At 62.4% G+C, this 20,227-nt stretch carries 16 protein-coding genes and 1 tRNA gene; 9 read left to right on the top strand and 8 right to left on the bottom strand.

Translation table 11 applies throughout. The annotated features are described in order from the left end of the window. Nucleotides 1-143: 143 nt before the first annotated feature. Entirely contained in the window at nt 144-554 is a 411-nt protein-coding gene (gene cueR / locus LLY24_RS16370; protein WP_259037376.1) for a Cu(I)-responsive transcriptional regulator, read from the bottom strand. Between the two features lie 2 nt (nt 555-556). Next, nucleotides 557-3,100, bottom strand: a complete 2,544-nt coding sequence (locus tag LLY24_RS16365; RefSeq protein ID WP_259037375.1) for a heavy metal translocating P-type ATPase — start codon at nt 3,098-3,100, stop codon at nt 557-559. A 187-nt stretch (nt 3,101-3,287) separates the two neighbouring features. Here LLY24_RS16365 and LLY24_RS16360 point away from each other — a divergent pair, with 187 nt between their 5' ends. Beyond that, nucleotides 3,288-3,455, top strand: a complete 168-nt coding sequence (locus LLY24_RS16360; protein WP_345799661.1) for a DUF305 domain-containing protein — start codon at nt 3,288-3,290, stop codon at nt 3,453-3,455. Nucleotides 3,456-3,619: 164 nt separating this feature from the next. Here LLY24_RS16360 and LLY24_RS16355 read toward each other — a convergent pair. After that, nucleotides 3,620-3,696: transfer RNA gene (locus LLY24_RS16355), tRNA-Met, on the bottom strand. A gap of 280 nt (nt 3,697-3,976) precedes the next feature. Between LLY24_RS16355 and phbB the strand changes: the two genes are divergently transcribed. Beyond that, nucleotides 3,977-4,723, top strand: coding sequence for an acetoacetyl-CoA reductase (gene phbB, locus LLY24_RS16350; protein WP_259037374.1), 747 nt, complete (start codon nt 3,977-3,979; stop codon nt 4,721-4,723). 106 nt (nt 4,724-4,829) lie between these two features. Here the strand turns inward: phbB and LLY24_RS16345 are convergent, their stop codons facing one another. Then, nucleotides 4,830-7,652 carry a DUF349 domain-containing protein gene (locus LLY24_RS16345; RefSeq protein ID WP_259037373.1) on the bottom strand — a complete coding sequence of 941 codons (2,823 nt, stop codon included), beginning with the start codon at nt 7,650-7,652 and terminating at the stop codon, nt 4,830-4,832. A 124-nt stretch (nt 7,653-7,776) separates the two neighbouring features. Here LLY24_RS16345 and minC point away from each other — a divergent pair, with 124 nt between their 5' ends. From minC to sbcB, 4 genes are all read left to right on the top strand, one after another. After that, nucleotides 7,777-8,544 (top strand): septum site-determining protein MinC, encoded by a 768-nt coding sequence (gene minC, locus LLY24_RS16340; protein ID WP_259037372.1) that lies wholly within the window; start codon nt 7,777-7,779, stop codon nt 8,542-8,544. Nucleotides 8,545-8,684: 140 nt separating this feature from the next. Beyond that, nucleotides 8,685-9,503 (top strand): septum site-determining protein MinD, encoded by an 819-nt coding sequence (minD, locus tag LLY24_RS16335; RefSeq protein ID WP_259037371.1) that lies wholly within the window; start codon nt 8,685-8,687, stop codon nt 9,501-9,503. Next, entirely contained in the window at nt 9,500-9,751 is a 252-nt protein-coding gene (gene minE / locus LLY24_RS16330; protein WP_259037370.1) for a cell division topological specificity factor MinE, read from the top strand. Before minD ends, minE begins: the two co-directional genes overlap by 4 nt. Before the next feature lie 60 nt (nt 9,752-9,811). After that, nucleotides 9,812-11,305: an exodeoxyribonuclease I gene (sbcB, locus tag LLY24_RS16325; protein ID WP_259037369.1), complete on the top strand. Its 1,494-nt coding sequence runs from the start codon at nt 9,812-9,814 to the stop codon at nt 11,303-11,305. A 20-nt stretch (nt 11,306-11,325) separates the two neighbouring features. Here sbcB and LLY24_RS16320 read toward each other — a convergent pair whose 3' ends face one another. After that, complete coding sequence (locus LLY24_RS16320; RefSeq protein ID WP_427854571.1) at nt 11,326-14,223, bottom strand: insulinase family protein; 2,898 nt, start codon at nt 14,221-14,223, stop codon at nt 11,326-11,328. 5 nt (nt 14,224-14,228) lie between these two features. Further along, complete coding sequence (locus LLY24_RS16315; RefSeq protein WP_259037367.1) at nt 14,229-14,906, bottom strand: SOS response-associated peptidase; 678 nt, start codon at nt 14,904-14,906, stop codon at nt 14,229-14,231. Nucleotides 14,907-15,079: 173 nt separating this feature from the next. Between LLY24_RS16315 and LLY24_RS16310 the strand changes: the two genes are divergently transcribed. Together LLY24_RS16310 and LLY24_RS16305 are read left to right on the top strand one after the other, a co-directional pair. Continuing rightward, nucleotides 15,080-15,694 (top strand): TetR/AcrR family transcriptional regulator, encoded by a 615-nt coding sequence (locus LLY24_RS16310; RefSeq protein WP_259037366.1) that lies wholly within the window; start codon nt 15,080-15,082, stop codon nt 15,692-15,694. Between the two features lie 53 nt (nt 15,695-15,747). After that, complete coding sequence (locus LLY24_RS16305; RefSeq protein WP_267135379.1) at nt 15,748-16,371, top strand: 1-acyl-sn-glycerol-3-phosphate acyltransferase; 624 nt, start codon at nt 15,748-15,750, stop codon at nt 16,369-16,371. A gap of 21 nt (nt 16,372-16,392) precedes the next feature. Here LLY24_RS16305 and LLY24_RS16300 read toward each other — a convergent pair whose 3' ends face one another. Next, a complete protein-coding gene (locus LLY24_RS16300; protein ID WP_259037364.1) occupies nt 16,393-17,661 on the bottom strand; it encodes an HlyC/CorC family transporter in 1,269 nt (422 codons plus the stop codon). Between the two features lie 76 nt (nt 17,662-17,737). Further along, a complete protein-coding gene (locus LLY24_RS16295) occupies nt 17,738-18,535 on the bottom strand; it encodes a cytochrome C assembly family protein (protein WP_259037363.1) in 798 nt (265 codons plus the stop codon). A gap of 200 nt (nt 18,536-18,735) precedes the next feature. Here LLY24_RS16295 and ffh point away from each other — a divergent pair, with 200 nt between their 5' ends. Then, entirely contained in the window at nt 18,736-20,169 is a 1,434-nt protein-coding gene (gene ffh, locus LLY24_RS16290) for a signal recognition particle protein (RefSeq protein WP_259037362.1), read from the top strand. The last annotated feature ends 58 nt before the right edge of the window (nt 20,170-20,227 follow it).

The raw sequence follows: 20,227 nt of genomic DNA, 5'->3' as shown, positions 1-20,227 counted from the left end.
TTCCTCTACCGTGCGACCCAAAGAGCTGCGGTCATTCTATGAATTCCGAGTTTCAATGGCAGTCTGGTGGTTCATTATCACTTTTTCTTATTTGCCGTTCGGCGCGACTTTCACGGTAGAGGGTTCACTGCACCAGAGCGTGGCTAGGTCTTCGGCGCTTTGCCATTGACCGTTTCGAGGTCGGCGAGAATAGGGCAGTTGGGGCGATTGTCGCCAGCGCAGCAGTCGGCCAGCACTTGCAGCGTATCTGCCATCTGCTGAAGATCCTCGATTTTCTGGCGAAGTTCTGCGATGTGCGCTTGTACGATGCGCTTTACATCGGCACTTTGGCGGCTTCGGTTGCGCCAGAGCCCCAGCAATTCACTAATCCCAGCGACCGAAAAGCCCAAATCGCGCGCCCGCCTTACGAAACGCAGTATGTGGATGTCGTTGTCGGAGTAATTCCTATAGCCCGATGCTGTCCGGGCTGCCGGCGGGATTAGTCCGATCTGCTCATAGTAGCGGATCATCTTGGCCGAGACGCCCGAAGCACGCGCAGCATCCCCGATGTTCATGTTCATTCCTCCTTTCTCAGTGTGCGGCTGCGGCGATTCGGGGACCGGCCTGTGAAGCCATCTCCGCTTTGGCTGTTAGAGGCGCGCCAGCGCTTGAGACGCAGCGCATTGCTGAGCACGAACACCGATGACAGCGCCATTGCGCCGGCTGCAAAGATCGGCGAGAGCAGAATGCCGAAGGCTGGATAGAGCGCGCCGGCCGCCAACGGAATCAACGCCGTATTGTAGGCGAAGGCCCAGAACAGGTTCTGGCGGATATTGCCGATGGTCGCGCGCGACAGAGCGATGGCGTTCGGCACGCCCTTGAGGCTGCCGGTCATGAGTACCACGTCCGCCGCTTCGATAGCGATGTCGATGCCCGTGCCGACGGCAAGGCCGACATCGGCCTCGGCGAGCGCCGGGGCATCGTTGATGCCGTCGCCGACGAAGGCGAGCTTGCCGTGCCGGGCCTTGAGCACTCTAATCGTCTCGACCTTGCCTTCGGGCAGCACCTCGGCCACCACCTCGTCGATGCCGAGACGTTTTGCGATGGCCTCGGCGGTGCGACGGTTGTCGCCAGTAATCATCGCGACCGTGAGGCCGAGATCGTGCAGGGCGGCGATGGCGGCAGGGGTCGTCTCCTTGATCGGATCGGCGACGGCGAGGATCGCAGCCAGCCTGCCGCCGATGGCGGCATAGAGCGGCGACTTGCCCTCGTCTGCCAAACGCGCGGCCGTTTCCCTGAAGATGCTGACATTAAGGCCGAGCCGCGTCATATAGCGATCCGCGCCGATCTCGACGCGCTCGCCGTCTGCTTCCGCCTTGACGCCGAAGCCGGTGACGGACGCGAAACTCGAGATGGACGGAATGTCCAGCCCATCGGTCTCGGCCAACTCGACGATAGCGCGGGCGATGGGGTGTTCGGACTTCGCCTCGACGGCCGCAACTTTGGCCAGCACGTCGTTGCGAGCGAAACCCTCGGCCACAATGAGATCGGTGAGCGCGGGCTTGCCCTCGGTCAGCGTGCCGGTCTTGTCGACTGCGATCACCCTGGCGTCCTTGAGAAGTTGCAGCGCCTCGCCCTTGCGGAAAAGTACGCCCATCTCCGCGCCGCGTCCGGTGCCGACCATGATCGAGGTGGGCGTGGCGAGCCCCATGGCGCAGGGGCAGGCGGCGATGAGTACAGCGACCGCATTGACCAGCGCGAAGGTCAGCGCCGGGGACGGCCCGAAGACGAGCCAGACGAGAAAGGTCAGGGTCGCGACAGTAATCACGGCGGGAACGAACCACATCGTGACCCGGTCCACCATGGCCTGGATGGGGAGCTTGGAGCCTTGAGCCTCCTCCACCATGCGGATGATCTGAGACAGCACCGTCGCACCGCCCACCGCCGTCGCGGTGAAAGCCAGCGCGCCCTTCTGATTGACGGTGCCGCCGACCACCTTGCTGCCGACCGTCTTGGCGACCGGGATCGGCTCGCCGGTGATCATCGATTCATCGACATAGCTCTCGCCCTCGACGACCTCGCCATCCACTGGCACGCGCTCGCCGGGACGCACCTCGACCACATCACCGGGCGCCACCTCGTCGATGGCGATCTCGGCGGTTCTGCCGTCGCGGCGCACGCGGGCGGTCTTGGCCTGCAAGCCAACCAGTCGCTTGATCGCTTCCGAGGTGCGGCCCTTGGCCCGCGCCTCAAGGAAGCGCCCGACTAGGATCAGCGTCACGATGACGGCGGCAGCCTCGTAATAGACATTGACCGTCCCGGCGGGCAGCAGCGCGGGGACGAAGGTCGCAACGAGCGAATAGGAATAGGCCGCCATGGTGCCGACTGCGACGAGCGAATTCATGTCGGGAGCGAGTCGAGCGAGCGCCGGGAGGCCCTTCTTGTAGAAGCGGATGCCGGGCACGAACAGCACCAGCGTCGTCAACGCGAACTGAATATACCAGTTCCACTGCATGCCGATGGTCGACATGATCAGCTCATGCGTGCCCGGAATGAGGTGCGAACCCATTTCGAGGATGAAGACGGGCAGCGTCAGCACGGCGGCGAAAGTCAGGTCGTGCTTAAGCTTGGCCTGCTCGGCCTTCTTTTTCACCGCCGTCTCCTCTGCATCCACCGTGCCGCTGGCTGAGCTCTTCGCCGTGTAGCCCGCACCGGCGACGGCGGCGACGAGCGCCGCTGGATCGGCGGAACCCCGCACGCTTGCGCGCTCGGTGGCTAGATTGACGGTGGCATCCGTCACGCCCGGCACCGCCTTTAGCGCCCGCTCGACATTGCCCACACAGGAGGCGCAGGTCATGCCGTCGATAGAAAGCTCGGTCGTAGCCGCAGGAACAGCATAGCCTGCCGTCTCCACCGCCTTGACCAGCGCCGCCCGGTCGAGCGGGCCATCGCCACGTACAACGGCGCGCTCGGTCGTGAGATTGACGATAACGGCGCCAACGCCGGCCACCTTCTTCAGCTCGGCTTCAACGCGCCCGACGCAGGACGCGCAACTCATACCCTCAATGGGCAGGGTGATTGCGGTTTCCGGCAAGGAGCCGCGCTTGATAAAGGGGGGCATGTGGTCTCCTTGGAATGACTGTTTAAAGTGTCCAGCAAGAAGGTAGGGCTTCCCAACGCTGGAAGGTCAAGGCTAATTATTTCTGGATTCAGGTCCTTGACTCTACAACGATGGGAGGCTTTAAGTTGAAGTTTTAAGGCGAAATAAAGGAGGTGTTCACGCGCAGCTTCCACGGTCGGCTCCGTAGATGCTGCCGCCGACAGCGGCCTATCGAGTAGCTAACGACCGCATGCATGAAGGTATGATGATCGAATTCGCTGGTAACACAGATGTAGATTTCATGCGCGGCATGATCCCTCATCACCAGGGTGCGATCGACATGATGCGAGCATGGCTCGCTGATCGCGAATACTAAGGATAAGAGGCGGATTTATTAAAAATAGAAGCAACCGGGACCGGGTTGGAGCCGATGACCTTCAAGGGTCTACAATGAGCTGAGCCCGACGCGCGCCTTCCCTCGATATACCTAACAAACACAAAAAACCCGATTCTCTGAAAGAATCGGGTTTTTCTGAATGATGGTAGCGGGGACCGGATTTGAACCGATGACCTTCGGGTTATGAGCCCGACGAGCTACCAGACTGCTCCACCCCGCATCAACGTGGGCATATTCTACGGTTTTTTAGACCAAAGTCAAGCGCTCTGTGAGAATGCCCGTTCAACGCCATTCGCAGCACTGCCGTATGCAACATTGGGGGAGTACAGCTATGCTTGAGAGGTCAAGGCATGGCGCCTTTAAGAGTAACGATAACGTGCCGGTCTTGCTCACTGCAGGGCGCGTACCGATGGCTCCGTCGCGCTCACTCATGATGGCTTGCGATGCCCAGCAAAAAAGCATTTGCCGCTAAGCCTTTCGCCATATCAGGGAGATAGTCAATGGCCAATCAAGCTCTCGTCGCCTGGGTCACGGGTGGAACAGGTGGTATCGGGACGGCGATCTGTCGCGGACTGGCTGCGGCGGGATATCAGGTGGTGGCGGGGTATCGCAACCCCGACAAGGCGGCAGCTTGGCTCGAGGAGCAGCAAGCCGATGGGTTTCATAATATCGCCATGTCGGGCGTCGATCTCTCTGACTACAGCGAATGCATCAACGGTGCGCGCGAGATCACCGAACAGCATGGCCCCATTGCCGTACTGGTCAACTGTGCGGGCATTACTCGCGATGGCACGCTCAAGAAGATGTCCTACGAGCAGTGGCACGAGGTGATCGATACCAACCTCAACAGCGTGTTCAATACCTGCCGCAGCGTGATCGAACCCATGCTCGAAAGCGGCTATGGGCGCATCATCAACATCTCCTCGATCAACGGGCGCAAGGGGCAGTTTGGCCAGGTCAACTACGCTGCTGCCAAGGCGGGCATGCACGGCCTGACCATGTCATTGGCACAGGAAACGGCGACCAAAGGCATCACCGTGAATACCGTCTCGCCGGGCTATATCGCCACCGACATGATCATGAAGATTCCCGAAAAGGTGCGCGAAGCAATCCGTGAAACGATCCCGGTCAAGCGCTATGGTACGCCGGAAGAGATCGCCCGGCTGGTCACGTTCCTGGCCGATAAGGAGTCGGGATTCATCACGGGGGCCAACATAGATATCAACGGTGGGCAGTTCATGGGCTGACACTATGAGTCTTACACTATGAGCTGATGCGGTCTGCGTCATCGCTAACGAACGGCGGCGAGAGGTTTTCCCCTCGCCGCCGTTCGCTGTGTAATAGCGGTGATATTTAGGGGGGAGGTACACGGCTGAGATGTTCCAGCAGCGCCCCCAGTTCGCGTTTTTCTTTCTCCCACACTACAAGTGGCATGGGTCCAAGCGCTAGTATGGCGGCCAGCACCGAGCGGATTTCTGCTTCGCGGTCGGGAAGCTGATTCATGCCCTCGTTGAGGCGCTCGACCTGGATGGCCAGGCGTAGCGGCTCGTCGCCCTGCATGACGCGTCCCTGCACCAACAGCGCTAGATGAACGCGAAGCCGCGCCAGGCGCTCGGCCATCTCCGTTGCTTGAGCGCTCGATGCTTCTTGAGCCAAGGCTAACCGTTGGCGATTGCGCGTCTTGTGCGCGTTGCGCGCCTCGGGTGGCAGCGCTTCGTTACCTACCACGGCCTGCGCATCGACCTCATCGCGCACGCCTTCATCGAGCGCCTTTTGGTCGGCGGCGAGGTGAGCGCGCTGGAGCGCGATGAGGCCCTTCCACTGCCGGGCGATCTCGGCCATTGCCAGACGGCTCAAGCGCTCGCGGCGAGCACGAACGATGCCGCTCAAGCGGCGCTGCATACCTTCGCTGCGGCGATGGCGGGGCAGGGGTTCTAGCCGCTCGGCCTCGGCGAGAAAGGCGTCTAGCTTGGCACTTTCGCTCGCGTCATTGGGTTGCCACTGCTCCATCTGATCGATCAGCGCTTGCATGGCGTCGAGCTGCGTCTGCTGATACGAGGCGCGCGCTTTGCTCTGCTCATCGCGTTCAGCAAACAGGCGGTCACACTCAGCGCGAAAGGCTTTCCATAGTGCCTGCTCCTCGCCCTTGGGCGCGCGGCCCAGCGCGCGCCACTGCTGCTGTAGCGCCTTGGCCTGCTCGATACGCTGTGAAAGTGGTTGATCGCTATTGCTCAGCGCTTGAGTGGCCTCGACCAGGTGACGCTTGTGATCGGCGATCTGCTCGGCGCGCTCGTCGATCAGCGCCTGCAAGCGGTGACGGATCTTACCGAAGCGGCGGCCGATGGCGTCCGCCTGCTCACGTGGCACCGGCGTGTGGTGGCGCCACTGGTGGCGGGCTTTGTCGCGAATTTCGCGCAGCGCATCGGGGTCGGCATTGTCGGCGGGCTGATCGAGCAATGCCTCGAGCTGTTCGCAGAGGGCCTCGCGCGCTTTGAGGTTGACCTCGCGCTCCTGACTCAGGCGCTCGCGCCAACTGGCAAGACGCTGGTGAATGCGATCGGAGGCGCTGCGAAACTGCGTTGACTGCTCGCGATTGGCAGCGGCGTCGCCCAGGGCGCTCCACTCCTTGACCAACTGGCGATGGCGGCGGTCGAGCGCGTCGTCGCTAAGCGTTTCATCATCAGCCAAGGCCTCGATTGCAGCGCACAGCTGCGTGCGTTTAGGGCCTGCGGCAAAGCCGCGCCAGTCGCGCATCTCCGCCAAGCGCGCGCCAAGCTTTTTGAGGCGCGCCTGTAGCGGCTCGGCGTCGCTCCCGGTGAGCGCATCGATAGCGGGTTTGACGCGCTGGTGAAGACGGTTGGCATTGTTGAAGTTGCCGCGCTCGAGCCACTGCTCGAGGGTGTCGAGATCCTCTTCGGCTTGAGCCAGCGATGGCGAGCTCGCCGCGCTATCAGCGTTGGCGCCCTCCAGCGCGCGGCGGGCGTCAGCAATCAGCGGTGGCGCCTTGAGCTCGCTTGGCCAGCGGCACGCGCGTAGCGCTTGTTCGAGAGCGGCATAGTCGTCCGCTTCCAAAGCGCGTTCAAGCGTGGGCGCTTGCTCCAGCAGGCGCTGCCAGGCGTCGCCAAAGGTTTCGGCGATGGCAATGGCGGCCTGGTAGCGTTGGCGCTGTGATTCACTGGGCGGGTGGCTATCGGAGAGCGTTTGCCAGCGCTGACCGTGAAGGCGGCGCTGGGCGGCGAGGCTCGCCATGTCTTGAATGCTCAGTTTGCGCGCATGGCGCAGGGCGGAGAGCGTCTCTTCGAGCGAGGTGATCAACTGTTCGCGCTGCTCGCTACTCTGGTCGCGCAACGACTCGCTGTGGCGCTGTGACTGCTCTCGGGCCTCGTGCTGTTGGAGGGTGCGCCGACAGCCGATGATCGCCTGCTGATAGCGCGTCTCCTCTTCGGCGCTTGCGGGATGTGTCAACTGCTCCCACTCGCGCTGCAGATGGCGCAATCGAGCACCATAGAGCGGTTCCCAAGCAGAGCGTGCCTGCTGCTCGAGCTGGTCGAGCACGTGCTTACGCTGGTTCTCTTGCTGGGTGACCCATTCGGCGTCGGCGCGTAACTGGCTCAGGCGGTCGCGCGCCAGACGCATCACTTGGCGGTCGCGGCGCGCCTGTTTCACCAGTTGTTTGAGTCCCTCTTCGCTGGTAACGCGCTCGGCAGCGCGCTGGCGCACGCTGGCGACACCATTGTCGCAGGCCTGCTCGATCAAGTAGGCCTCGTCGTCGAGGCGTTCGAGCGCCTGCAAGCGCAGGCCAAGGTTGTCGCCTTCGAAGGCAATAGCCGCTAGTAGGCCGGGCTGCTCGATGCGCGCCAGCAGTGCTTTACGCGTGGTCAGGTCGGTGCTGCCAATACGCCCGCAAAGGCGCCCGAGCAGCGCTCGGTGCGCAGCGCTGTCTGAAACGGGAGCGTTGCCGAGCCAAGAGGCGGCTTCGTCCATGAGCCGAGGCAGATCATCGAGGCGCTCAAGGGCCGCCCAGCGCACGCTAGCGTCTGGGTCTTTGGTCAGGCGCTCGAGCGTTTTACGCTGCTCGGGGTTAGCGGGGTCGAGAGTTGCGAGCGCCTGGCGGCGCGTCTCGGCGTCCGGGTGCTGCCAGCGAGGCGCGAACAGGCGTCTAAACAGTCCGTGCATGGATCATCCTGTAAACCGGTACTTCGCGTGAAAAAAATTGGCCATCGACGAACGGGCGGTTGCAGTTGCCGACGCTGTCGCTTAGCTTTGCTTATTCTAACCGATCATCACATGGAGTTCGGCCGTGAGTCTCAACGTGGATAGTGCCGACGTGGCCTTCACCTTCAAAGGCGGCATGCTGCCGATGACCGTCATGGAACTGGCCAGTGCGGACCCCGAACATATTCGGCGCCAACTGGCAGGAAAGCTTTCGCAGGCTCCCGCTTTCTTTCAGCATACACCGGTTGTCCTGAGCGTGGAAAAACTCGATGAGCCACACTTGGCGCTCGAGCGTATTTGTGCGGTATGTCGCGATCACAAGCTGTTGCCGGTCGCGGTACGCGGCGGCAGCGAGCCGATTCGCCAATCGGCGTGGGCGCTGGGCTTGGGCTGGTTTCCGCCAGTGGAGGAGGGGCGCGCCCGAATTCTTGAGAGCGTATCCGAGCGCACGAACGATGCCGTCGACCCCGCAGCCACCGAGGTGGTCGAGGAGCGCGCCGCCGATGCGCCGGTGGCCTTGAGCGAGACCACACGGCTTTATCGCGGTACGGTACGCTCGGGCCAGCAGGTTAGCGCCGCCGAAGGTGATCTGGTGGTGATCGGCGCGGTCAATGCCGGAGCCGAGGTGCTCGCTGCTGGCAGCATTCATGTCTACGGCGCCCTGCGGGGGCGGGCGCTGGCGGGCATCCACGGCAACGCTCAGGCCGGCATTTACTGCCGCGAACTCGAAGCGGAGCTGATTTCGGTGGCCGGGACCTATAAGCGTCTCGAAGACATCGACCCCAAACTGCTGGGGGTGCCCGTCGAGGTGCACTTCGTAAAAGAGCAGCTGGAAATCAAACCGTTGGCCTAGCGTGACGCCAGCGGGTTTGACGGCAGTAGGCGACGTAAGGAAGGCTTATCCGTTACAGTGGCATATCGCTCGGCGGCGGCGTTTAGCGCAACGTCCCACGACATACCTCTCGTAGCCCAACTTCAAGAAGGAAGTGACTCTTGGCCAAGATCATCGTAGTGACCTCAGGTAAAGGGGGGGTCGGCAAAACCACCAGCGCCGCGGCAATTTCCACCGGGCTTGCGCTGCGCGGCAAGAAGACCGTCGTCATCGATTTCGACGTTGGTCTGCGTAACCTCGACCTCATCATGGGATGCGAGCGTCGCGTCGTGTATGACCTGGTCAATGTGATCCAGGGTGAGGCCGGGCTCAATCAGGCGCTGATTCGCGACAAGCGGGTCGAGAACCTGTTCATTTTGCCGGCCTCACAAACCCGCGACAAAGACGCTTTGACCAAAGAGGGCGTCGCCGAGGTGCTGGAGAAGCTCAAGGCCGAGTTCGATTTCATTCTGTGCGATTCACCCGCGGGTATCGAGCGTGGCGCGCAGTTGGCGATGTACTTCGCCGACGAAGCCATCGTCGTCACCAATCCCGAGGTCTCCTCAGTGCGCGACTCCGACCGCATCCTTGGGCTGCTCTCCTCCAAGACCCAGCGCGCCGAACAGGGCCAGGACCCGATCAAAGAGCACCTGCTGATCACCCGTTACAATCCGCAACGGGTGACCACCGGCGACATGCTCACCCTCGAAGACATCCGCGAAATTCTGGCCGTTAACCTGCTCGGTTTGATCCCCGAGTCGGAAGCGGTGTTGCGCGCCTCCAACCAGGGCGTGCCGGTGACCCACGATGGCGCTAGCGACGCAGGCCAGGCCTACGCCGATACCGTGGCGCGACTGCTGGGCGAAGAGATACCGCTGCGCTTTCACGAGATGCAGCGCAAGGGGCTTCTGAGCCGGATGTTTGGAGGGAATCGTCGATGAAACTGCTGGACTTCTTGAAGCGTGAGCGCAAGAAATCCGCGTCGGTAGCCAAGGAGCGTCTGCAGATCATTGTGGCGCATCAGCGCAGCCAGCGTGGTCAACCCGATTACATGCCGCTGCTCGAACGCGAGCTGCTGGAGGTCATTCGTCGCTATGTCCAAGTTGGCGACGATGCCATTCAGATCTCGCTGGACAGCGAGGACAACTGCTCGGTACTAGAGCTGAACGTTACCCTGCCCAAATCGTGACGCGGCGGGCGCCGGGGTTATGCTAGGCTTGGGCTTTTGAGTCCAGCGGAGAGCATGTTGATGGCGCCATCCAGTGCCGCCCCGGCCAGTTTCCTGTGGCATGATTACGAAACGTTCGGGGCCGACCCGCGACGGGATCGGCCCGCTCAGTTCGCGGCCATTCGCACCGATGCCGAGTTAAACGAGATCGGCGAGCCGATCGAGCTCTATTGCAAGCCCGCCGACGACTACTTGCCGCACCCCGCCGCCTGCCTCATCACCGGTATCACGCCGCAGAAAGCCCAGCGGCGCGGCGTCCCCGAAGCCGAGTTCGCTGCTGAAGTACTGCGCCATATGAGCGAGCCGGGCACCTGTGTGGTCGGCTATAATAGCTTACGCTTCGACGACGAAGTTTCGCGCCACCTGTTTTATCGTAATCTTCTCGACCCCTACGCGCGCGAGTGGCAAAACGGCAATTCGCGTTGGGATCTGATCGACGTGGTGCGCGCCTTTCATGCTCTGCGCCCTGAAGGTATCAACTGGCCGCAGCGTGACGACAAGACCCCGAGCTTCAAACTCGAAGCGCTTACCGCCGCCAACGGCATTCCCCACCAAGGCGCCCACGACGCTTTAGCCGATGTCCGCGCTACCATCGCGCTTGCTCGGCTTTTGCGCCAGCATAACGCCAAGCTCTTTGACTACCTGCTGGGGCTGCGCGGCAAGCGCGCGGTTTCGCGCCAGCTCGATCTGCCCAGCGCCAAGCCGCTGTTGCATATCTCCCGACGCTACCCGGCAAGCCGTGGCTGTAGCGCCTTGGTGATGCCTTTAGCCGAGCACCCAAGTAATCCCAACGGGGTGATCGTCTACGATCTCAGCGTCGACCCCAGCGACATGCTGGCGCTATCGGCCGAGGCCATTCGCGAACGCGTGTTCGTAAGCCAGGCCGACCTCGCCGAAGGCGAGACGCGAATCCCCCTCAAGGTGATCCATATCAACCGTTGCCCGGTAATTTTCCCCGCCAGCGCGCTGAAAGAGGTCGAAGGGCCGCAAAAGGGCGAGTACGGTGCCATCGTCGAGCGTCTTCAGTTGGATCTTGATCGCTGCCGCCAGCACTGGAAGCGCCTGCGCGAGGTGCCCAATTTGGCCCAAAAGGTCGCCGAGGTCTTCGCCGCACCCCACGACGGCGGCGTCGACGATCCTGATCTCATGCTCTATTCGGGAAGCTTCTTCTCGGCGGCCGATCGCCAGCAAATGGAAGCCGTGCGCCAGCTGCCCGCGTGGGATCTGGTAGGACAACGCTTCGCTTTCCAGGATGCACGGCTTGAAGAGATGCTGTTTCGCTACCGCGCGCGCAGCTATCCCGAAACCCTCGAAGGGGAGGAGCGCAGCCAGTGGGAGGCGTTTCGCTGGCAGCGGCTGAACGACGCCGCAACCGCAAGCCTGACGCTCAAAGGCTTCGCGCGTGAGATCGAGCGCTACAACCAAACGACGCTGAGCGATGCCGAGCGCCAAATTCTTGAAGAGGTCGTAATGTTCGTCGAGGCCATGCTGCCCGCCCAGGCCTTCGAGGGGTGAAGGCCTGGGCGTGGCTCGCGTTATCGAGAGGTGGCGGTCGCAGGCAGAGGGCTCAGCGTCTCGCGGTAGTCGGCGGCGGGGGTGGCGTCGTCACCAGGGTCGAAGCGGATGTCGAGCTGGTGCGCGCGTAGCGCGGGCCAAGCGTCTTTCAAATCTTCGAGGCTCACGTCGAGCACCGCCTCGGCTAGCCGTTCGCGCTGATCGAAGCGGATCTCCTCGAGCGCCGTGGCCTGCCAGTAGCGCGTTGCCATGCCCGCAAGGCTGGTATCGCGTTGGCGCAGTTGGTTGTAGACCGCTTGGCGGTACGTCGCGAGCTCCTCTTCAGTGAGTTCGTCAAGCCGTGCAGTGGCCTCATCGAGGAAGGCGTCCATATGCGCGACGACCTCGTCGCTTCTCACATCTGGCGATTGCACGATGAGCGATACGCCCGGCGCTTCGAGAATCGGCGAGTAACCGGCGTTGACGATATAGCCCAGTTGCTCCTCGGTGCGCAGTCGCTGATAGAAGGGCGTTTCCAGCCACTGACCGATGACGCTGAGCGTCGCTTGCTCCTCGATACTTTGGTTCCTTCCTTGTAGATAGCGCATCACCAGCGTCTCCTCGCGGCGGCTATCCGGGCGCAGCACGGCGTCGTCGCCTTCGCCAATGGCCAAGAGGCTGAAACTGTCGATATCGTCGCGCTCAAGACGCGGGCGCAGGGTGCGCTCGATGAGTGCGGCCTGCTCGCGCGCTTGCTCGGCGTCGAGGTTGCCCACTGCCATACCATCGACGTAGAGCGCGTCGAGAAAACGCTTTCGGTAGTCCTTGAGGTGGTGCAGCGTCAGCCGCTGGCTGGCGGCGAGCAGCTCATCGGTCGACCACTGCGGCGTTAGCAGCGTTTCGCCCAACAGGCGGCTCGCCTGGGAGGTCAGAGCTGACTGTGGAGCGTTGCGCCACTCGCGCTCGAGCTGGTAGCGCACGCGCTCGAAGGAGGCCTCGCTGATGTCGGCGCTTTGCAGTTGCATCAGGGCACGTTCGATCAGTGGCGTCTGGCCGTCGCGCCAGCCCGAGAACGAGAGCGTAATGCCGCGAGCGTGGGGATAGGCGCTGAACGACTGTCCGGCCAGCCACGCAGGGTAGAGGGACTCGTTCAAGCTGTCGTTGACCCAGCTCGCCAGCAGGCGGTTGAGCACGGCCTCTTCTGCCGAGCGGTTGATACCCGGATGCTGCAGACTGACGCGCCACTCGACGCTGGGCGTATTGAAGCGCGCATCCTGCATGTGCCAGACGGTGAAGTGCGGCGTCTCGATCAGTACGCCCGGCGCCTCGTCTTGCCCGGTTTGCAGAGTCAAATCGTCGGCGATAAAGGGGTTGGGGTCGGCAAGACGTAGCCCCGGCAAGGCCGTGCCAACGCCAGTGTGGGTGATGTGACGCCAGGCAACGTTGAACCAGGGTGAGATCTCGTCACTCTCGATGTCAGCGGCGGAGTAGACCCGAATCAGGTTCTCGGGTGTCAGGGCGTCGAGATACATCTGTTCACGCTCGAGGTCGGGGCCGTCCATGCGGTAGGCGGCGTACTGAACGTCCTCCACCGGATAGCGTGAGAGGCTCATCGACAGACGCATCGCCTCCTGCACCGGGGCGCCATGCTGCTGAAAGCGAAACGCCTGTTCGAGCAGGCGCTTTTGCTCATCGTAGCGCCAGGGTTCGAGCCCTTCTTGATGAATCTGGTCGATGGCGGCGAAGAGCGTCGCCTCGATGTCATCAAGGCGCTCGGCGCCGCTTGGGGTGAGCCCTACGGAGACGACGAACAGCGCCTCGTTACCGTCGCCACGCGCAAGTCCTGTGGAGAGCGTATCGGCAAGCCCTGCATCGCGCAGGACGGCAAATAGGCTGCCCTCGCCCTCGTCGCCGAGCAGGTGACTCAGCATCTGGGTGGGTTTGGTGCGGTATTCGTCGGTGGGGTCGGGGATGGGAAAATAGAAATTGATCTGACGACGATCCTGCAGCGACTGACGCTCCAGGTAGAGCGGCAGCGTTTGGGGCTCGACTAGCGGCGCCTCGATCTCGGGCGCGCTTAGGCCGTTGTCAGGAATGCGCGCGAAGCGTGTGGCGACCAGTTCCTCCAGGGTGTCCAGCGACTGCGGCGCCACCACGGTGAGGTTCATGACGTTGGCGTCGTAGTGTTGATGGTAGAAGTCGATGATGCGCTGGCGCAGGTTGGCCGCCCCTTCGGGCGGGTTGGCCAGGGTCTCACGGCTGCCGACGGCGAACTGCGTCGTGGGGTTGTCCGGGTTTAAAAAGAGGTTCAAGACCTCGTTTTCCCGCCGTGACTCGTCGCGAATGCGTGCCATATATTCGGAGTGAATGATATTGCGCTCGCTGGCCAGATGATCGGCGTTGAACAGCGGTGTGAGGAAGAATTCGCTGAAACGGTCCAGGGCGCCGGGTAGGGCATCGGGGGCGATATCGAAGAAGTAGTTGGTATCTTGCTGGGCGGTGAAGGCGTTGTGCGAACCTGCGTGGTTCGAGATGTAGCGCTGGTAGGCATCCGGCTCAGGATAAGGCTCGGTGCCAAGAAACAGCATGTGTTCGAGAAAGTGGGCAAGCCCCATCAAATCTTCGGGGTCTTGAGCGCTGCCGACGCGTACGTTCATCGACGCAGCCGCTTTGTCGGCGTCGGGGTCGCTGACCAAGAGCGCATTGAGACCGTTTTCCAACGTCAGTACGCGATACTCGCGGTTATCGTGCGGGCTGACTCTGGGGGCGACGACCTCGGCGATGGCGTCATCGGCGGCGGGGGTGATGGCAAACGCCGGGGCGGTTGAATAGGCAATTGCGATGGGCAGTGCGAACAGCGCCGCGCCAAACACCAGGGCGCGGGCCAGCGGTCGCCGTGTCTGCGAGCGCGGCGTTAAACGAATGGACAGGGGCATCATGACTCCTATGACACGGCCCAGCGCAACATCGGCCCGATAGGGTGGGCGCAGGCCGATGATTGGTAGGCAGGGTGATTGACATGTTTTGATACCGGAAAAGCGCCCAACAGTTCCAGGGGCGCTGGCGTCAAAAGGCGATCGAGGTCCGGCTCGGGAGTGGCGGGATCGAGCCAAGCGGTGAGATTCTCCCGGGCCATCACTAGCGGTAAACGGTCGGTCAGCGAGGCGAGCAAGGCATTGGCGGGCACGGTGATCAGCGCCAGCGAATCGGTAAAGTCGGTCAGCGTCGTGTGGTAGCGACACCAAAGCCCACCCAGCAGCAGCGGCGCGCGAGTGGCGGCGGTAACGAGATAGGGCTGCTTGCCCCGCGCCTGGGTGCGCCAGACATAAAAACCGCTGACCGGCACCACGCAGCGCCGGGCGCGAAACGCCTCGCTGAACATGGGGCGCGAGGCGAGCGATTCGGCGCGGGCGCAGTGAGGCGCGTGATCGAGCACCTCGAGCCAGGGCGGCGTCAGACCCCAGAAAAGTGACTCCAGATGGAGCGCGCCTTGGCGATAGCGGATCGCCGAAATGCCTTGGCGCGGCGCGAGATTAGGCGATTCGCGCAGCGGCTGATGGATCTCAAGGTTGGGGAGCAGACGGCCAAGTGGCAGCTGCTGAACGTGCAATCGCCCCGTCATTCCTGGCTCCTTCGGTTATCTAAACGGTGATACGCCGAGTCGATAAGCGCTTGGCGCGAACATCGGCTGGCGTTGGCGCGAAATGTCGGGTTTTTAACTCGAAAACAGTGTTCGATATAGGGTATCCTATCTTACCCCTCGTTTCTGTTCGTCGTCGACCTGAAGAGATCGCCATGGCCCGTCCCAGACAGCATGCGCCCGATGCCCTTCATGCGCAGGTCATGCACGCCTGCGATGAGTGGCTGGCCCAGCAGCCCGTTCACGGGCTCTCTTTGCGCGCGCTGGCTCGGGAGATCGGCTGTGCGCCGAGCACCCTGCTCAAGCTCTATGGCAGCTTCAACAACCTGCTGCAGCACGTCAACGTCGAAACCTTGGCGCGCCTTCAGCGCATGATCACTGCACTCGACGACGACGCCCCCGAACCCTGGCTGCGCTCGCTCGCCCACGCCTATTGGTGCTTTGCCGAACAAGCCTGCTACCGCTGGCAGCTACTGTTCGACTATCCGCTGGCCCAGGAGGGCGAGCTCGATCAGCGTCAAAGCGACCTGATCCAGGCGCTGTTCACCCAGGTGGAGTCCTCGCTCAAGACCTACCAGCCTGCGCTCGACGATCTTGAAGCGCGGCGCCTTGGGCGTACGCTCTGGGGTAGCGTCCATGGCCTCGTGCAGCTAGGGCTCAACGAACGCTTAGGCTACTGGCAGGGCCAGCAGCTCAAGGTCGATGAGCTCCTCGATCAGTTGGTGAGCACGGTGCTGGCGGGGCTCAAGCAGCGCGGGGCGGCGTCGTGACGTGGTACACCAAGACCATTCGCTTCGTTCTGCGCCATCTCATTTTGGTCGCCATGGGGCTTTGCTACCGGCTGCGCGTGCGTGGTCGGCATCATTTGCCGCGCCGGGGGGCGGCGCTGGTAGTATGTAATCACGTAAGTTTCATGGACGCCTTGGTGCTTGGCGGAGGCAGCCCGCGGCCGCTGCGTTTCATCATGGATCAGCCGATTTTCGACTCGCCCTGGCTCAAGTGGTGGTTTCAACTGGTGGGCGCCATTCCCGTCGAGTCCGAGAAGCGCGACCCTGGTGCGCTGCGTCGCACGCTTGAAGAGGTGAGCCAAGCACTGCGCAACGGCGAGGTGGTCATGGTCTTTCCCGAGGGGCGGCTCACGCCCGACGGCGACGTGCACACGTTTCGTCGTGGACTCGAGACCATCGTCGCCCGCGATCCGGTGCCAATCATTCCGGCGGGGCTGGCGGGGCTTTGGGGGTCATGGACCTCGCATCGGGATGGCCCGGCGCTGAAGAAGCGGCCGCGGCGCTTTCGCGCCAAGGTATGCCTGCACTTTGGGCCTCCGGTACAGGCAAGCGATGCCGGTGACATGCCGCTGCGCAGTTACCTCGAAGCCCAGGTGCGCGCCCTCAAGGCAACCGCTGATGACGAGTTGGCGCGGCGCAAGCGCAAATCCTCACGCTAGCGACGTTGCTTAACGAAGTTCTTAGCGCCGCTTCTGCTTCTGCCAACAGCGCGCCGACGTGATCAGGTTGTCGCGAATCTCCAGTATCTCTAGCCGTGTTGCACCAATTTGAAGGCAGGCGGGGCCTTCGGGGAAGGCTTCCAGATGCTCGAGGATCAGCCCGTTGAGCGTTTTCGGCCCGTCGGTGGGTAACTTCCAGCCCAGGAGCTTGTTGATCTCGCGGATCGTCGCGGTACCTTCGATGACGTGGCTTCCATCGTCCTGGCGGTGAATCTCATCGTCCTCCAGTACGTCGGTGGTGAACTCGCCGACGATCTCTTCGAGGATATCCTCCAGCGTCACCAATCCCTCGACGTCGCCGTACTCGTCGACCACGATGCCGATGCGTCGCTTCTGCTTCTGGAAGTTGAGCAGTTGGGTATGTAGCGGCGTCGATTCGGGAATGAAGTAGGGCTCGCGCGCCTCCTGAACGATCGCCGCCTTGGTCACCTCGTCGCGGGAGAGAAAGCGCGCGGCGTTACGCAGATGCAGCATGCCGATGATGTTGTTGATATCGCCCTTGTATACCGGTAAGCGCGTGTGCTGGCTGGTGCGGATCTGGGTCAGGATGGCGTCGAGGTCGTCGTCGAGATCGATGCCCAGCACCTCGTGGCGCGGCACCATGATGTCGTTGACGGTGACGTTCTCCAGATCGAGGATCGACAGCAGCATTGCTTGGTGACGATAAGGGATGAGCGTGCCCGCCTCGTGAACGATGGTGCGCAGCTCGTCGCGGGTCAGGTTGTCGCCACCGCCCTCGACGCTCTTCACTCCAAATAGGCGCAGCAGGCTGTTGGAGACCATGTTGACCAGCCACACCAGCGGATAGAGCAGCTTCAAAAGCGGCTCCAGCGCCATGGAGGAGGGGTAGGCGATGCGCTCGGGCTTGATCGCCGCGTAGGTCTTGGGCGTCACTTCCGAGAAGATCAGGATGGTGATGGTCAGTACGGCCGTGGCAATCGCCGGACCCGAGACATCGCCGAAGTAGTGAATGGCGATGATGGTGGCGATGGACGCGGCCAGGTTGTTGACGAAGTTGTTACCGATCAGGATAACCCCGATCAGCCGGTCCGGCCGGGAGAGCAGGCGCACTACACGCTTGGCGTTGCGGTTGCCGCTTTGGGCGCTGTGGCTCAGCCGATAGCGATTGATCGACATCATGCCGGTTTCGGAGCTGGAGAAGAACGCAGAGAGCAGGATGAGAGTGGCAAGTAAGCCAAAGAGTAATCCCAGGGGGAAGTCGTCGCTCAAATCGAAGTTCCTATAATGAGGCGTCTATTGTTTGTCGAGTGGTGCTTGTCGTGTGGCTAATGGCCGGAGTGGTGCGCTAGCGATGAAGTACGATTTCCAGCACGAACTTGCTGCCGAAGTAAGCCAATACCAGCAAAAAGCAGCCGCCGAGCGTCCAGCGCACGGCGCGCATGCCGCGCCAGCCGAACCGGTAGCGGCCCACCAGCAGCGTAGTAAAAATGGCCCAAGCGGCCAGCGATAAGATCGTTTTGTGCGCTAGGTGCTGAGCGAAGAAGTTATCAAGAAAGATCAGGCCGCTGGCGATGGAAACGGTGAGTAGGGCAAGTCCCGCCCAGACCAGCTCGAAGAGCACGCGCTCCATGGTGGTAAGCGGCGGCAGCGACTGCACGATGCCGCGAATGTGATGATGCTTCAGCGCCTGGTTTTGCAGCCCCACGAGCACTGCCTGAACGGCCGCGATGGCGACCACGGCAAAAGCTAGCGCCGAGGTGATCGCGTGGACCAGTATGCCGGGCGTCAGGCCATCTGGGCCTGCCTGAGCGGGGAGTCCGGTGGCGACGATCAGCGAAATTCCGGCCAGCGGAAATAGCACGATGCTGGCGTGAAGTACCGGCTTGAACAAACTGGAGATTAGCAGCACGTTGACGGCGACGGCCATCAGTAGCGTAACGCTGGTAGTAAAGCCGGGCAGCAAGCTAGGGGATTGATAGAGCAGGCCCACGATCACCGGGATTTGAAGTAGCAACGCGAGCGCACCCAGTAAGCGCACCATGCCTTGGCGCGGTGGCACACGGCGAAACAGCGTCATGCCCTGCCAAATGGCGGCGGCAACGTAGAGAACAAACGCGATAGTAGCGAGGGGTAGCGCCTGCATGATGCTTTCCGTGCGCCTTGCAGCGCATTGCCTGATGAAGTGAGGTCGAAACGATTCTCCTACTATAACGAATCCTGACGGGATCGCACAGCAGGCCGCTGCGAGGGCGCCATGGAGACTCGGCGCGTTGGCGCGTATAATCCCCCACAACATCGGTCCGGGTGCAAGCCCTGGACGGCAGCGACGGAGGCAGAAGCCCCATGTTTCAGAATCTAAGCGATCGTCTTTCCCAGACGTTAAAGGCCATCAAGGGTCAGGCGCGCCTGACCGATGACAACATCAAGGATACGCTGCGTGAGGTGCGTCGGGCGCTGCTCGAGGCCGACGTTGCGCTGCCGGTCGTCAAGGCGTTCATCGAGCGCGTACGCGAACGCGCGGTGGGCCAAGAGGTGTCCAAAAGCCTCTCGCCGGGACAGCAGTTCGTCAAGATCGTCCAGCAGGAGCTCGAGGCGATCATGGGCGAGGCCAACGAAGGCCTCTCCCTCAAGGGGGCGCCTGCGGTCGTGCTCATGGCCGGTCTGCAGGGGGCGGGTAAGACCACCTCGGTGGCCAAACTTGCGCGCTTTCTGCGCGAGCGCGAGAAGAAAAAGGTGCTGGTGGTGTCGGCCGACGTCTACCGTCCGGCGGCCATCGATCAGCTCGAAACCCTCGCCCGCGAAGTAGAGGTCGACTTCTTCCCGTCGCGCTCGGACCAGAAGCCCGTCGATATTGCCGAAGCGGCCATCAAGCACGCCAAGATCCAGTTCCACGACGTGGTGTTGGTCGATACCGCCGGGCGTCTCGCCATCGACGAGGCGATGATGGCTGAGATCCAGGCGCTACATAAGGCAACCGCGCCCCAAGAGACGCTCTTCGTCGTCGACGCCATGACCGGCCAGGACGCGGTGAATACCGCTAAAGCGTTTCATGAAGCGCTGCCGCTGACCGGTGTGATCCTCACCAAGGCCGACGGTGACGCTCGCGGCGGGGCGGCGCTGTCGGTACGCCACATCACCGGCAAGCCGATCAAGTTCATGGGGATGGGCGAGAAGGTCGACGCCCTGGAGCCGTTCCACCCGGACCGCGTCGCTTCGCGCATTCTCGGCATGGGCGACATGCTCTCGCTGATCGAAGAGGCCGAGCGCACGGTCGATAAGGAGAAGGCGGCGCGCCTGGCCAGCAAGGTCAAGAAGGGCGACGGCTTCGATCTGGAAGACTTCCGCGAACAGCTCCAGCAGCTCAAGAAAATGGGCGGCATGGGTAGCCTGCTCGGCAAGCTGCCCGGCATGGGCCAAATGGCGGAGCTTGCTCAAGGCGGTGGCCCCGAGAAGGAGCTGGGCAAACTCGAGGCGCTGATCAATTCGATGACGCCCAAGGAGCGCCGTAAGCCCGACATCATCACCGGCTCGCGTAAGCGCCGTATTGCTGCTGGAGCAGGCCTTCAGGTGCCGGATCTCAACCGCCTGCTCAAGCAGCACAAGCAGATGCAGAAGATGATGAAAAAGGCCGGCAAGAAAGGCGGCATGCAGAAGATGATGCGCGGCATGTCCGGCATGATGGGCGGCGGCGGCCCGGGAAGCCCCGGCGGCATGGGCGGTCTAGGCGGCCCCGGCGGCGGCATGGGGGGCGGCCCGGGAGGCTTCCCCTGGCGCTGATCCGACGGCGCTTATTGGCGCCGTAACGCATGCCATGACGATGCAAAAACGCCTGCGA

This window comes from Halomonas dongshanensis, assembly GCF_024790395.1.
Classification (GTDB): domain Bacteria; phylum Pseudomonadota; class Gammaproteobacteria; order Pseudomonadales; family Halomonadaceae; genus Vreelandella; species Vreelandella dongshanensis.
This window is presented reverse-complemented; position numbering and strand designations above follow the sequence as displayed.

What these genes read in the sequence shown, in the direction of transcription:
- LLY24_RS16295 (WP_259037363.1), bottom strand. Translation starts at nt 18,535, where the DNA reads ATGCAGGCGCTACCCCTCGCTACTATCGCGTTTGTTCTCTACGTTGCC.
- LLY24_RS16360 (WP_345799661.1), top strand. Translation starts at nt 3,288, where the DNA reads ATGCTGCCGCCGACAGCGGCCTATCGAGTAGCTAACGACCGCATGCAT.
- phbB (WP_259037374.1), top strand. Translation starts at nt 3,977, where the DNA reads ATGGCCAATCAAGCTCTCGTCGCCTGGGTCACGGGTGGAACAGGTGGT.
- LLY24_RS16345 (WP_259037373.1), bottom strand. Translation starts at nt 7,652, where the DNA reads ATGCACGGACTGTTTAGACGCCTGTTCGCGCCTCGCTGGCAGCACCCG.
- LLY24_RS16305 (WP_267135379.1), top strand. Translation starts at nt 15,748, where the DNA reads ATGGGGCTTTGCTACCGGCTGCGCGTGCGTGGTCGGCATCATTTGCCG.
- LLY24_RS16315 (WP_259037367.1), bottom strand. Translation starts at nt 14,906, where the DNA reads ATGACGGGGCGATTGCACGTTCAGCAGCTGCCACTTGGCCGTCTGCTC.
- LLY24_RS16365 (WP_259037375.1), bottom strand. Translation starts at nt 3,100, where the DNA reads ATGCCCCCCTTTATCAAGCGCGGCTCCTTGCCGGAAACCGCAATCACC.
- minE (WP_259037370.1), top strand. Translation starts at nt 9,500, where the DNA reads ATGAAACTGCTGGACTTCTTGAAGCGTGAGCGCAAGAAATCCGCGTCG.
- ffh (WP_259037362.1), top strand. Translation starts at nt 18,736, where the DNA reads ATGTTTCAGAATCTAAGCGATCGTCTTTCCCAGACGTTAAAGGCCATC.
- cueR (WP_259037376.1), bottom strand. Translation starts at nt 554, where the DNA reads ATGAACATCGGGGATGCTGCGCGTGCTTCGGGCGTCTCGGCCAAGATG.
- sbcB (WP_259037369.1), top strand. Translation starts at nt 9,812, where the DNA reads ATGGCGCCATCCAGTGCCGCCCCGGCCAGTTTCCTGTGGCATGATTAC.
- LLY24_RS16310 (WP_259037366.1), top strand. Translation starts at nt 15,080, where the DNA reads ATGGCCCGTCCCAGACAGCATGCGCCCGATGCCCTTCATGCGCAGGTC.
- LLY24_RS16320 (WP_427854571.1), bottom strand. Translation starts at nt 14,223, where the DNA reads ATGATGCCCCTGTCCATTCGTTTAACGCCGCGCTCGCAGACACGGCGA.